A 13,864-nucleotide genomic window follows, 5' to 3' on the forward strand; every position below is an offset into this window, starting at 1 on the left:
GGGTTCTGCGGGGTCCGAGGGGGAGTACGGATGGAGCGGCCGAGGACGACATGGGAGGGGGAGGCACCCCCGACCGTCTCCCGCGCGGTGCGGTCAGTGTTCGCGCGGCGCCGGCACGACCCGCTCCACCTCGGGATGAACGGTGAGCAGTGCTCGCATGGCCGTCTCGGCGGCGGCGCCGTCGCCCGCCGCGAGGGCGTCGACGATCCGGCCGTGATGCCCCAGCGACGCGTCGTTCGGCCGGTCACAGCCCGTGACCGGGCCGCCGGAGACCTGGAGGGCGGACGACACGATCCCGGAAAGGTGTTCCAGCATGCGGTTGCTCGCGACCTGGATGAGCAGCGAGTGGAACTCGGCGTCGGCCCGGGAGTAGGTGAGCGCATCACCCTGCCCCATGGCGTGCGCCATGATCTCGACCATGTCGGACATGCGTTGCTGGATGTCGGCGCGCCCGTGCCCTGCGGCGAGGCGCGCGGCAAGGGGCTCGATCGTCCAGCGCAGCTCATTCAGCTCCCGCCGCTGGTCATCGCGCTGGGGGCCGAACGCCCGCCACTCGATGATGTCCGGGTCGAGAAGGTTCCAGTCGCTCACGGGACGCACGCGCGTGCCGACGTTCGGCCGGGCACTGACCAGGCCTTTGGCCTCCAGGACACGCAGCGACTCGCGGACGACGGTGCGGGACACCTCGAACCGCTGACCGATCTCCTCGGGCACCAGCGGTCGGTCGGCACCCAGGTCGCCCGAGACGATCATCTGACCGAGCTGCTGGACGAGTTGGCCGTGCAGTCCGCGTCCGCGGCTGCCCGCGGCGCGACGGCCCACGCGGCCCAGCTCAGGTTCCGCGGACTCCCATACGGGGGCTCCGACGCGTTCGGCCACGGGGGCCTCACCGAAGGGATAGCGGTCGAGTTCGCCCGGGCCGGCCAGACCGGAGTCGGTGGAGCGGGCGGCGGTCATCATGGTGTGCGCAAGGGTACTCACGGATCCTTTGTCGGCGTCGCTCCCAACTCCCTTGAGGTCTTTGGTGAAAAGCACACGAAAGGGTGATCGCTCACCCCGTCGCAATTGACGCCTTATCGGAAAGAAATGGGCTTTCTTCGGGGAGTTGCGCACACGCCGGGATCGGATCGGCCCGGACGGTGGTCATCGGGCTCTGTTGCGCAGGGTCGTGAGCAGGTACGCGCACAGCAGGGCCGTCAGCGACAACGTCATTGCGCCGCCGACCGGTTGGGCGATCACACGTGCCGCGGCGGCCAGATAGCGCTCTCCGCCGAAGGGCCACTGCACCAGGAGCAGCTCGCGCAGCCGCATCGAGAATCCGGCCGCCGTCCGCACGGACGCGCTCTCCACGGCCTTCTGTACGACGGGCAGGACGACGACGGGCATGGCGACCACCGCCGCCATCCCGGCCGTGGTGGAGCGGAAGACACCGGCTGCCAGCACACCGGTCCAGGCACAGCCGACCACGAGGCCGATCCAACTCGCGCTCAGCGAAAGCCAGTCCCCGGGAACCTGTGCGACCTCCCGTCCGTAGACGAGATAGAGCGCTTCGGCGTCGCAGCCCACCGTGAGAAAGGCCAGCATCAGCGCGGTGAGAGCGGCGACGAGGAGCTTGGCGGTGAGCACTCCCAGCCTTCGGGGCACGGTGCCGCGGTCCGCGGCCAGGGCGGGATGGCGGAATTCGTCTCCGAAGGCCAGCGCACCGAGCAGTCCCGCGCCGAGCGCCGCGGGCGGCAGCGGAAGCTCCGTGGGCCACGCGGCCAGCAGCCGTGCCTGCGCGGTGTGACCCGCGCGGGCCAGGAGCAGGGCGGTGAGGGCGGAGACGATCAGCACGGCGGCACCGGTGGTGAATCCGGTGCCGATCCCGGTGGCTCGACGGAGTTCGTAGCGGAGCGGACGCAGGGGGCTGGGGGCCGAGCGGACGGAGATGGGAGGCGGCAGGGCGGGCAGGGTGTGGACATCGCGAGACACGGAGGGGCGGCCGGGGCGCTGGGCCGAGGACACGACGGACGCGGCCGAGGAACGGGAGGCGGCGGGGTGGGTACCCGAGGCGCCACCGTCGGCGGTGCCGGCTTCTCCGGGCCGCCGGAGTCCGTCGACGATCGTGCCTGCGGAGACGGCCGGTCTCCCCGCGCTGTGCCTGTCGGGGGCAGTCGGAGACACCGGTGCGTCCGGGTTTTCCGGGGCTCGGACGACGGCGACGGACGCCGCGACAGCGGACGGGGAGACGCCGTCGGAAGCCGGGATGCCGTCGCGAGGCACCGCGTCGACAGGCCGGTACGGCGCTGGGGACGGCAGCGGTGCATCGTCGGGGCCGCACGGCCCGTCCGCGGTTCCCGTGCGCCGGGAATCGCTCGCCCCCCGTGCGTTTTCCGGGACCTCCGCATGTTCCGTGCCCGGGTCGGAGACGGCGGCGAGGGTGACCGGCTCCCCGTCCGTGGGACCCCGGCCTGCTTGAGCCGAGGAGCCCGGCCTTGCCTCGGGGCGCGCGCGCCGCTGATCCTCCGCCCCTGCTCCCGGCCCCATGTCGCCGGTCTCGTCGGCGAGTTGGTGGACCAGGATGTCGTGCCGGAATGCCGTCTCACCGACCTGGGCACAGCTACTGCCGTACACCGAGAGCCGGTTGCCGTCCTCCTGCACGACCTCGACGGAGCGTTGCGCGGCTCGCGCCTCCCTGGCGAGCAGGGCGGCCAGGCGGGCGGCATGCGGGCTGCGGACGGCCACCCGGGGTCGCAGCCGGGTGCGGGCGAAGTCGGTGGCCTCCTGGTCGGCGACCAGCGTGCCCCGCTCCAGGGTGATGACCCGGTCGGCGGTGCGGGCGGCCTCCTTGGGATCGGCCGTGGTCGTCAGCACGGTACCGCCCTGGTCCGCGTGGGCGCGCAGCATGCCGTGCAGCCAGCGGTTCTCGCGCCCGGAAAGCCCGTCGGCCGGATCGTCGAGGACGAGGGTGTGCGGGTCCGCGAGCAGAGCGCAGGCCAGGCCCAGCCGCCGGTCCACGCCGCGGGACAGGGTGCCGAGGCGTTCGTCGCGCAGACTCACCAGGCCGACCACCTCGAGCACTTCGTCGGCCCGCCGCACCGGAACCCCGGCGGCCGCGCACAACATGCGCAGGTGGCCCCGGACCGTGCGGGCCGGGTGCCCCGGCACATCGCCGAGGAGGACGCCGACCTCGCGCGAGGGGTGGGCGATACGGTGCAGCGGACGGCCCCGGAAGTAGGCGAGCCCGCGGCCCTGTTGGAGTTCGAGCATCAGTCTCAGCGCCGTGGTCTTGCCCGCGCCCGGCGCTCCGAGCAGCACGGTGACGCGGCCCGCGCGCGCCTCGAAGGAGACGTCGTCGACGGCGGGCGGAAGCGCCTTGCGGGAGTTGCTGGTCAGTCCGAAGGCCTGGATCACCCGTAGCAAGATAGCGCGGTATATCCCTTTTTTCCGTTCACCGCACGGTGGCACCATGCGGACGTTGCCCAGCCGCGGCCGACCACCCCAAGCCCCTCCCGCGCCCGTGGGCCGACACGGTGGGCCCGCGTCACACCTCGGGACGCAGCATCGGCGGATTGAGCAAGGTGGCGCCGCCCGCCCGGAACAGCTGCGCCGGGCGGCCGCCCTGGCGGGTGGTGGTGCCGCCGGTGGGCACCAGGAAGCCGGGGGTGCCGGTCACCTTGCGGTGGAAGTTCCGCGGGTCGAGCGCCACGCCCCACACCGCCTCGTAGACCCGGCGGAGCTCGCCGACCGTGAACTCGGTGGGGCAGAACGCGGTCGCCAGGGACGAGTACTCGATCTTGGAACGGGCCCGCTCCACGCCGTCCGCGAGGATCTGGGCGTGGTCGAAGGCGAGGGGTGCGACCGGTTCTCCGTCCCGCCCGTAACCGCCGTGCTGAAGCAGTTCCTCGACCGGCGCCCAACGCGCGTTGCTGGCGTCTCCGCCCGCTCGCGGGGCCGGCAGGTCCGGTGCGAGCGCCAGGTGCGCGACGCTGACGACGCGCATCCTGGGGTCGCGCTTGGGGTCGCCGTACGTGGCGAGCTGCTCCAGATGGGCACCGTTGTCGTACGCCGGGGCCGAGGGGTCGTGGGCACGGAGTCCCGTCTCCTCGGCCAGTTCACGCGCCGCGGCCTGGGTGAGATTCTCGTCGGCCCGTACGAAGCCGCCCGGAAGTGCCCACCGCCCCTGGAACGGCGCCTCGCCCCTGCGCACCGCCAGCGCGCACAGGGCATGGCGGCGCACGGTCAGCACGACCAGGTCCACGGTGACGGCGAAGGGCGGAAAGGCTGACGGGTCGTAGGGCATGCGGCGATCATAGTCGTCTTCCTGACGATAAACACTCCCTTCGTCGGCCGCTTCCATGGCTGATCCACTTCGGTGCCGCACGGTCGTCGTCATCCACCCGGGCCGGCGTCCGGAGCTGCGTCGTGCGAGGTCACACTCCCAATTGGAGACCGTCGGCCGCTTCCTCCACCATGGCGAGACCGAGCCGACTGACCCGTACGGAGAAGGGGGCGCCGGCGACCCGCAGCCCGGTCAGGCCGATCTCCCCCAGGGGTGTGCCGCGCAGGGGTCGCAGCGTGACGGTTCCGGCCGGGGCGTCGGGCCGGACGCCGGCCAGGGTGGTCAGCAACAGGACACCGGCCGCCGCCGCGGTGGCCGCAGGACGACAGGCGGCCGGATGGGGAAGCGGGGCTGTCCCGTCACCCCGTCGCTCCCCCGCGTACATCTCCGGGAGGCGGTGCCCGAAGGCCTCGGCCGCCGTCAGTACGCCTCGCAGCAGCGCGGCGCCCTCCTTCTCGTAGCCCGCGACGGCCAGCCCGGCGACGGCGATCGCCGTTTCGTGGACCCGGACGGCACCGCTGCGGTGGCCGAAGGGGTTGTAGCCGATCTCCTTCGCGCCGAGGCCGCGGAGCCCCCAGCCGGAGTCCATGACGGGGCTGCCGAGCAGCCGGGCCAGTTGTTCGGTCTGCACCCGGTCCAGCAGCCCGGGAGCGTGGGCGCCGCCGCCCAGCAATCCGGTGTCGAGCAGGTGGACGGCCGTCGCGCAGAGGTGGGACAGCGGCCGCCCGTCCGGGGTGCGGGCGGCTGCCGGCCGGCCGCCTCCGGGGTCGTCGATCCAGAAGTCCCGCCGGAAGGTGGCACGCAGCTTCCGGGCCCACTCCCGGAGCCCCTCCCCGCCCGGTCTGCCGCAGGCGTCGAGCAGGTCGGCGCCGAGCAGCGCGGCCCGGTGGGCATGGGCCTGTGTCTCGCAGCGGACGGGACCACCGGGCTGGGGATCGCTCAGGTAGGGCCCGTCGCCGACCGTGGTACGCAGCCAGGTCAGGCAGCGCTCGGCCGCGGGGAGCAGTTCCTCCGTCTCGGGGTCGGGCAGGCCCCATCGGCGGGCCTCCGCGAGGAGCACCGGGAAGAGCAGCGTGGCCTCGATGCCCGTGCATCCGGGCGGAAGGTGCGCGCCCGCGTCGCGACGGGGGCCGGGGATCATGCCGCACCGTGGCCCCGGAGCCGTGATCTGGGTACGGGCCAGGGTGCGCAGCGTGCCGGCGGCGAGGCGGGTCCCGAGGGGCAGTGTCATGCGGGCCGCGGCAAGCGCGTCCGCCGGTGCCAGGCCGCAGCGCCACGGCGCCCCTGCCGCGAGGTGGGTGTCCGCGGGATGCGCGGGGTCTCGCACCAACAGGGCCTGAAGATCCGCGACGCTCGTCGCCAGGAACGCCCGGACGCGTGGATCGTCGCCCGTCGCCTGTGCCGTGGCCAAAGGGCTCGTGGCCGCACGCCCCACGGCTCGGACCGGTCCCGCACCCTCCAGGCGGACCCTCAACTCCACACGGACGGTTCCGCCGGGAGGTACCTCGAAGTCCCAGCGCAGCAGTCCCGCGGAGGCGATCGCGTCGGCCGGGGGCGGGTCGGCCGTGACGCTCGAGGCCCCGGCGGCACAGGACCACCGCAGGCCGGAATCGTGGACGGTGGCGGCGAGTTCGGACCCCACGGTGCCGGACGCGATCGCCCCCAGGTCGGCCAGATCGGTGCCGAGCGCCACCTCGACCGGGAGACGCAGCGGCCGGGCGGCGGCACTGTGCAGCATGATCAGTTCCGTGCCGTCCGCGGAGCGGGTCCGCTCGACGACGATGTCCGGGTCCGGACCGCCGTGCGGTGTGACACGGAGCGTGCCGACGAAACGGGCCCGGTCGGCCGAGGTCATCCGGGCCTGGACCGCCAGCGGTTCACGTCCCGCCACTCGCACCTGGCAGCGGGACAGGATGCGTCGGCCCGCCCGGTAGAACCCCTCCAGCCCATGTCCCGTCAGCTGCCCCTGATCCGTCGAGATGGCGAGGCCCGGCAGGGCGACGCAGATCATCGCCGTGTGGGCGGGGGGCAGGCCGACCGAGCGAGGCTGGGCAGGCGTCCCCGGCGGAGGGCCGGCGCCTCTGGACGAGGGCGACGGCGGGCGACGCGCTGTGCCGGTCGACGGGAGGGCGGACGTGCCACGGACGCCCGGTCCGGTGGACAGGCGCGGGCCTCCCGCCGGCCCGATGGGCGCAGGGAGTGGTGAGGTGCGCCGGCCCTCGCCGGGAAGTCCGGCCCGCTGCGGACCCGGCCCGTCCGCGAGCGGTGGGTCGGTGCCCGCGCCGGGGAACGGCGTCGAGGTGTCGTGGCTGGAGCGTTCGTCGGCGGCTGAGGGCGGAGTCGGCTGATGCATGCGGTGACTTCTTCTGCTCTCTGTGCGCCTCGGGCATGGTCGAGGCCGGGTGGACGGCTCCGGCAGGGCGGGTGCGCTGCGGCGTCCCGCCCCGTGCGGGCGTTCCGCCACTCAGGTGAACGGGGCGGGACTCCCCCAGGTCACGCCTCTGGGCCGCAGGCCCCACCGAATGGCCGCCGGATCCGGACGGGCGGGGCCGGCTTCGGAGCCTGCTGAGCCGACTTCAAGGCCACGCCAGGGCTGCTTGGCCGGGGTGTCCGACCACAGGCGTTCACCGGGCAGGGCAGTCCGTTGACCCGGCCTCGGTCATCGCCGGCCCGCCCACGCGGCAGCACCGCCCTTCACTGCGGCGGCAGAACGGGCGTCACCCCTGCCCCGTCGTGTCGTCGCTGTCGGACCGCAGGCCTTCCGGGCCTCCCGGGCGGTTTTCGCGATGCCGCGTGGAGGCCTTCCCCGCAGGGCGGGTTCGGGATCCTCCTCGGCTCGGCGCGGCAGGGCGCGTGACGTGCGGCCTCGGTGTGTGAGCGCGAAGCTCGTGCGTTCCCGGCGTGCGGGTTTCCGGTTCCTGGCCGCCTTCCGCTCCGGCCGCAGCCCGTGCGTGGACCGCGCCGACAGCGGTGGGTCGGACACGGCGACGCCTGCGAGCAGTCGTGGGGGCCGGTACCGGCACTGACTCTGACGCGCGCGTCGCTGGAACGTGCGGAAGTCCGCCGGGGGTGCGGCCCTTCACTTGGCCGGGCTGGTCCTCGTGCTCGGCCTCACCGGGCCGGTCCTCGTGCTGTGCTCCGCCGGAGCCGTCCGCGTCATTCGGCTCACTGGAGCGGTCTTCCTCGCCGGAGCGGCTCCCCTGCTCGGGGCAGCCTTCCTCACGGGGGCGATTCTCCGCGTCTGGACACCGTAGGTCGGTGGGCGCCTCCCCACTCGCTGTTCCGGACAGACCTGCGGGGAACCCCTTCCCGCCTGGGTCCTGTGGGCCCTCGGAGTCTTCGGCCGCAGCAGTCTCGCCAGGCGTCTCCACTGCTGTGGGCAGCCCGCGTCCCTCGCGCTCGGCGCGCAGGCAGCGTCGTACCGACTCGGGGTCGAGGCCCTCGTTGCAGGCCTGGTGCAGAAGGCGGGCGAACAGATAGTCCGGGTCCGCGCCCAGTGCCATGGCGAGGGCCTCCCTTGCCTCGAGTTCGTCGCCGGTGGACCAGGCGACCCAGCCGGCGAGGGTGAGCGGCGCCGCCGCGTGCTCGGCGTACGGTCCGACGCAGCGCCGTGCCAGGGCCCGCCACAGACGCAGGGCGGGGGCCGCCTCGTCGCCCTCCATCCACCCCGCCGCCCGGTCACGCGTGGCCCGGTCCTGGAGGCCGAGGATCAAAGCTGCGGCCTCGTCGAATCCGAGCAGTTCGTCGTCCCGGCGGTCCGCCGGGAGAGCACCGGGCACGACGGGCGCCTCGGCGAGGCGGCGCACAATCCGCCCGGCCAGGTCCATCGTCTCCTCGGCCACCGCCGCGCGACTCTCCTCGTCGAGGATCCTCGGGAGGAGCGCCATGCCTGCGGTGTCCAGGGCGATCTCCTGCTCCAGTGCGGCGCCGGTCTCCAGAGGCAGCAGTCGGGCACGCAACTCGCGCAGGGTGCCCCGGACCTGGATGCCCGCGTAGGTCGCGGCCGCGGCCAGCACGGAGGTGCCGGGCAGGCCCATCGCCACCCCTTCGACCGGACAGCAGCCCTTGCCGCCGCAGCAGTACGACCAGAAACGGCCGTCGGCGATACAGAGCGCCTCGATCACGGGGACGTCGAGACGGCCGCACTCGAGACGCAGTCGGTGGGCCAGCGGTTGGAGCCGCTCCATGACCTGACGGCCCGTCTCCCCCTTCCCCGGCTCCTGGCAGAGGTAGACGACCATGCTCGCGGGACGGGTGCCCCGGCGTTCGCTGCCCTTCACGAGTCCTTGCGTCAACTGCTGCGCGACGGCTCCCCAGTCGTCCGGGTTCGCAGGAATGCCGAGCCGCGCCCGGCCGCCGAACCGGCCTCGTCCGCCGCGGTCGTGCAGGGCGACCAGGACGATGCTGTCCTCCGGCCGGTACCCGAGCAGATAGGGCAGGGCGTCGGCCAGCTCCGCCGGAGTCCGCAGGGTGACCTGGTGGTCGGCGGGGCTTGCGCCGTACCCGATGCCTCCCTCGAACACCGTGCGGCCGGCACGGGCCGGGTGCTCACGTCCGTCCCGTCCGGTGATGTCGCCGTTTTCGGAGGATCCAGTGGTTTCGCTGTGATTCGTCATGCGCCGACGATCTCGCGGATCACGAGGTTCCGCTTGACCTGTGGATAAGTCCGATCAGGAGCACGTCAGACACGCGGAGCGGAAGGGCCGCGGCACGGCCGGGCAACGCCCAGCCGCTTCCGGTCACAGGCCGGATTGTCAGCGCCGTCCTGTTGTATGGGGGCATGGAGCACACGAGCAACGCGGATCTCCGGGCCGACGCCGACGCCGTCCTCGCCCGCCTCGTCGGCGACTCAACGGGCGTGGCCCGGCTGCGCGAGGACCAGTGGCGGGCGATCGAGGCGCTGGTCGCGGACCGGCGCCGGGCCCTGGTGGTGCAGCGGACGGGGTGGGGCAAGTCCGCCGTCTATTTCGTGGCGACCTCGCTGCTCCGAGCCCGCGGTTCCGGCCCCACCGTGATCGTCTCTCCGCTGCTCGCCCTGATGCGCAACCAGGTCGAGGCCGCGGCCCGGGCCGGTATCCACGCACGGACCATCAACTCTTCGAACACCGAGGAATGGGCCACCGTACAGGCCGAGATCGCCGCCGGCGAGGTCGACGTCCTGCTGGTCAGCCCGGAGCGGCTCAACAACCCTGATTTCCGTGACGAGGTGCTGCCCGCACTGGCCGCCGCGACCGGACTGCTCGTGGTCGACGAGGCCCACTGCATCTCCGACTGGGGCCACGACTTCCGCCCGGACTACCGCAGGCTGCGGACCATGCTCACCGATCTCCCGCCGGGCGTACCGGTGCTCGCGACCACCGCGACCGCCAACGCGCGCGTGACGGCCGATGTCGCCGAACAGCTCGGCACCGGCGGCACCTCGGACGCCCTGGTGCTGCGCGGCCCGCTGGACCGCGAGAGCCTCAGCCTGAACGTGCTGCGGCTGCCCGACGCCGCGCACCGGATGGCGTGGCTCGCCGATCACTTCGACGACCTGCCCGGCTCCGGAATCGTCTACACGCTCACCGTCGCCGCCGCAGAGGAGGTCACCGCCTTCCTCCGCCAGCGCGGCCACATCGTCGCCTCGTACACCGGACGCACGGAGAACGCCGACCGGCAGCAGGCCGAGGAGGACCTGCTGGCCAACAAGGTCAAGGCACTGGTCGCCACCTCCGCGCTCGGCATGGGTTTCGACAAGCCCGACCTCGGATTCGTCGTGCACCTGGGATCGCCGTCCTCCCCCATCGCCTACTACCAGCAGGTGGGCCGCGCCGGTCGCGGTGTGGAGCACGCGGAGGTGCTCCTGCTGCCGGGGAAGGAGGACGAGGCGATCTGGGAGTACTTCGCGTCGCTGGCCTTCCCGTCGGAGGAGCTGGTGCGCCGCACCCTGGACGTCCTCGCGCGCGCGGAGCGGCCGGTGTCGCTGCCCGCTCTGGAGCCCTTGGTGGAGCTGCGCCGCTCCCGCCTGGAGACCATGCTCAAGGTCCTCGACGTGGACGGGGCGGTCAAGCGGGTCAAGGGCGGCTGGCTCGCGACCGGGCAGCCGTGGAGGTACGAGACCGAGCGGTACGAGTGGGTCGCCCGGCAGCGCAAGGCCGAGCAGGAGGCGATGCGGCAGTACGCGTCGACGACGGACTGCCGGATGGAGTTCCTGCAGCGTCAGCTCGATGACGACGGCGCCAAGCCCTGCGGCCGCTGCGACAACTGCGCGGGGGCGCGCTACACCGCCGAGACGTCCACGGCCTCGTTGGACGCCGCGCGGGTGGACCTGGGCCGCGCGGGCGTCGAGGTGGAGCCCCGCCGGATGTGGCCGACCGGCCTCCCGGCGATCGGCGTGGAGCTCAAGGGGCGCATTCCGGCCGGTGAACAGGCTTCGACCGGGCGGGCGTTGGGGCGCCTCTCCGACATCGGCTGGGGCAACCGACTGCGCCCGATGTTCACTGCCCAGGCTTCCGACGAGCAGGTCCCGGACGATGTGGCGCGGGCCGTGGTGGGGGTGCTGGCCGACTGGGCGAAGGGCCCCGGCGGTTGGGCCTCCGCGGTGGCCGACGCCTCGCCACGCCCGGTCGGGGTCGTCACCATCGCCTCCCGCACCCGACCGCGGTTGATCCACTCCCTGGGTGCGCGCATCGCCGAAGTCGGCCGACTGCCGCTCCTGGGCTCGGTGGAGTACACCGCTGACGCCTCGCCGATCTCCCGGAGCAACAGCGCCCAACGCCTCAAGGCGCTCCACGGAATGCTGGAGGTGCCGCCCGCACTCGCCGCCGCGCTCGCCGAGGCCTCAGGGCCCGTTCTGCTCGTCGACGACTACACCGAGACGGGCTGGACGCTCGCGGTCGCGGCCCGGATGCTGCGTCGCGCGGGCGCGCAGGGGGTGTTGCCTCTGGTACTGGCCGTGCAAGGCTGACCACGGGTTGCGACCGGCGAAGCCCGTCCCGCGCGCCCCCGACCGCCTGCCGGTGGCGCCTCGGCATCGGCGTGCCGATGTGGTTGTCTGTCGAATCCGCCGCCACGGAGGCACTCACAGGCCGTGAGCTGTCGGCTCACGTGTCCTTCCGAGAATCACTGGGTAAGGATATAAGTCACTCATCGTCACATAACGGTCGGTGGCCCCAATTGCTCGTTGCCGCATCCCAGTTCGCCAGGAAGAATTGAGTTCCGCTCCCCGCACGGCTCGCCCGTAGTCCGGTAGGGCTTTGCTGCGGCGTGCGCTCCCCCGAATCCGACCCGCCCGCTGTGTGGGCCGTAGCCGAAGGGAGGATCGTGACCTTCGGATTCGCTCCGTCCTCGGCGGCATCGCTGTCGACGTCCACGTCCGCCACCTCCGCCACCCGCTTGCTCGAACCCGCCGAGTGGGCAGCGGCCGGCATCCCGCTGCTGCGCAACCCACGGGAGGTCGTCAGCGGACTGCACTCGCGGCACCGGCCACGGCCGGCCACCGCGATCGTGGCCGTACTCGACCCGGACGAACGGGTGCGGGCGAGCGCCTCGTTCACCCGGCGCCAGGCATCGTCGGACGGCTGGATGTTCCGCAACGCGCTGCTCGCCCAGTTGCGCCGGGTCATCCCGCACGATCTGCGGCTGCGCACGCCCGTGCGCACCGCCGTGCTGCTCTACTGCCGGGACGGCGACGCGCGCTGGACGGAAGAGGACGGGGCGTGGATGTGGGGTCTGCGTGACGCCTGCACGTTGCACGGGTTGCGCTGTGGGGCGTACATCACTCTCACCCGGGACGGGTGGCAGGTCCTCGGCGAGGGCCGCGGAGGCCGTCGGCCGCACGCCGATTCGACTCCGGAACCCTTCGCCCTGTCCGAGGCCCCACCGCCGCTGCCCCGAACCGGCGGCGCCGCCTCGGAGGTACTCCGTCGCGCGGCAGCCCGCTGAGAGGCGGCCGGGCGGCCAAAAGAGCCCGCAAGTACGTCGGCCCCCGGGAGGCGCAAACCTCCCGGGGGCCCACCTGCATCTTCGCGCGCCGAGACCTGGGCCGTCCGGCACGCGCAAGGCCGTGCCGACGGCACACACACCACGGAGGCGCCGCACGAGCGACGCCTCCGTGACCCCGGCGCCTGACGGCCTACCGGAGCCGGCTCAGACGCCCGCGCCCAGCGCGGCGTTGATCTGCCGCGGATCGCCACAGACGATCAGCAGGCCGGCCGCCCGAGCGCGGGCCAGCGGCAGAGCGGTGGCGGCCACGGTGTCGGGGCCGCCGTTGACGGCGACCACGACGACGGGACGCGCGCCCGCCCGGTCCAGCACTGCGGCATCGGCGTAGAAGACGTCGTCTCCCGCGTCGTGCTGCGCCCAGTAGGGCGCCTCACCGAAGGACAGTTCATGGGTGGCCCAGGGGTGCTGCTCGCCGGTGGTGACCACCAGCACGTCCCCCGGAGTGCGACCCGAGTCCAGGAGGAGGTCCACGGCCTCCTCGGCGGCGTCCAGCGCCCCCTCGGCGGAGGCCGGGATCAACTGGACCTGAGGAGTCACCGAAGCAGGCGCGGCGACGGCAGGGGCGGCCGGGGCCGAGGGCCCGGGCTTGGCGACCGTGTCACGCGGCGCGCGTTGCGCCGGTGGCGTGGGCCGGACGGGTCCGGGACGACCGGGACGCGACGGAGCCGCGGGACGGGGTCCGGGTACGGGTCGAGGGGTCGGCGCTGTGCGGCCACTGGCCGGAGTGGCGCGGGGACCCTGGGCACTCTCGTGAATCTGAGGCTCCTGGGGAATGAGAGGCATGAGCTGTTATTTATCAAACGTTGGTGCGGCAAGCGCCAGCGGGTGGCACATCAGTGCGACCGGAATCGTCAGAAGTCGAAGCCGAGTTGACCTTCGACTCCCGGAACGCTCCCGCTCGCCCAGGTACGGGCCTTCTTGAGGTGCCGCCACTGGGGCAGCGCATCAAGATACGCCCACGACAACCGGTGGAACGGAGTGGGTCCCCGCTCCTCCAGTGCGGCCTTGTGCACGGGCGACGGATACCCGGCATTGTCCGCAAAACCGAAGTCTGCATGGTCGACACCCAGTTCGGCCATCATTTTGTCGCGCTGGACCTTGGCGATCACCGAGGCCGCCGCGACCGCCACACAGGACTGGTCGCCCTTGATCACCGTACGGACCCGCCACGGGGCGCCGAGGTAGTCGTGCTTCCCGTCGAGGATCACCGCGTCCGGGCGGATCGGGAGGGCATCCAGGGCCCGCCCGGCGGCGAGCCGGAGCGCGGCGGTCATCCCCAGATCGTCGATCTCCTCCGGGGAGGCGTGACCCAAGGCGTGCGAGGTCACCCACGTCAGCAGCTCCTGCGAGAGCTCGTTACGCCGCTTGACGGTGAGCAGCTTGGAATCGGTGAGGCCTACGGGGGGTCGACGGAGTCCGGTGACGGCCGCGCAGACGGTGACGGGTCCGGCCCAGGCACCGCGGCCCACCTCGTCGACACCGGCAATGACCTTCGCTCCGGTCGTGGCGCGGAGGGAGCGCTCGACGGTGTGAGTGGGTGGTTCGTACGGCATGGCGCCC

General features: G+C 73.0%; 9 protein-coding genes. 2 read left to right on the forward strand and 7 right to left on the reverse strand.

Going from position 1 to position 13,864, the window contains the following annotated elements; genetic code table 11:
• Positions 1-93: 93 nt before the first annotated feature.
• From OHU34_RS11405 to OHU34_RS11425, 5 genes are all read right to left on the reverse strand, one after another.
• Complete coding sequence (locus OHU34_RS11405) at positions 94-981, reverse strand: FadR/GntR family transcriptional regulator (protein ID WP_142266525.1); 888 nt, start codon at positions 979-981, stop codon at positions 94-96.
• Positions 982-1,143: 162 nt separating this feature from the next.
• The gene (locus OHU34_RS11410; protein WP_405766168.1) at positions 1,144-3,393 is read right to left on the reverse strand and encodes an ATP-binding cassette domain-containing protein; all 2,250 of its coding nucleotides are present in this window, start codon (positions 3,391-3,393) and stop codon (positions 1,144-1,146) included.
• 130 nt (positions 3,394-3,523) lie between these two features.
• On the reverse strand, positions 3,524-4,282 hold the full coding sequence (locus OHU34_RS11415) for an NUDIX domain-containing protein (RefSeq protein WP_405766170.1): 759 nt from the start codon (positions 4,280-4,282) through the stop codon (positions 3,524-3,526).
• Positions 4,283-4,412: 130 nt separating this feature from the next.
• A complete protein-coding gene (locus OHU34_RS11420; protein WP_405772232.1) occupies positions 4,413-6,332 on the reverse strand; it encodes a glycogen debranching N-terminal domain-containing protein in 1,920 nt (639 codons plus the stop codon).
• A 706-nt stretch (positions 6,333-7,038) separates the two neighbouring features.
• Entirely contained in the window at positions 7,039-8,937 is a 1,899-nt protein-coding gene (locus tag OHU34_RS11425) for a DUF4192 family protein (RefSeq protein ID WP_405766172.1), read from the reverse strand.
• Between the two features lie 164 nt (positions 8,938-9,101).
• On the opposite strand from OHU34_RS11425, the gene OHU34_RS11430 reads away from it, so the two are divergent.
• Both OHU34_RS11430 and OHU34_RS11435 read left to right on the forward strand, forming a co-directional pair.
• On the forward strand, positions 9,102-11,267 hold the full coding sequence (locus tag OHU34_RS11430; RefSeq protein WP_405766174.1) for a RecQ family ATP-dependent DNA helicase: 2,166 nt from the start codon (positions 9,102-9,104) through the stop codon (positions 11,265-11,267).
• 356 nt (positions 11,268-11,623) lie between these two features.
• Positions 11,624-12,244: a hypothetical protein gene (locus tag OHU34_RS11435; RefSeq protein ID WP_020125086.1), complete on the forward strand. Its 621-nt coding sequence runs from the start codon at positions 11,624-11,626 to the stop codon at positions 12,242-12,244.
• Positions 12,245-12,448: 204 nt separating this feature from the next.
• On the opposite strand, the gene OHU34_RS11440 is transcribed toward OHU34_RS11435, so the two are convergent.
• Both OHU34_RS11440 and OHU34_RS11445 read right to left on the reverse strand, forming a co-directional pair.
• Entirely contained in the window at positions 12,449-13,087 is a 639-nt protein-coding gene (locus OHU34_RS11440) for a hypothetical protein (protein WP_142266521.1), read from the reverse strand.
• A 68-nt stretch (positions 13,088-13,155) separates the two neighbouring features.
• Positions 13,156-13,857: a ribonuclease HII gene (locus OHU34_RS11445; RefSeq protein WP_405766176.1), complete on the reverse strand. Its 702-nt coding sequence runs from the start codon at positions 13,855-13,857 to the stop codon at positions 13,156-13,158.
• Positions 13,858-13,864: the final 7 nt, after the last annotated feature.

It is taken from the genome of Streptomyces sp. NBC_00080, assembly GCF_045041255.1.
GTDB classification, from domain to species: domain Bacteria; phylum Actinomycetota; class Actinomycetes; order Streptomycetales; family Streptomycetaceae; genus Streptomyces; species Streptomyces coriariae.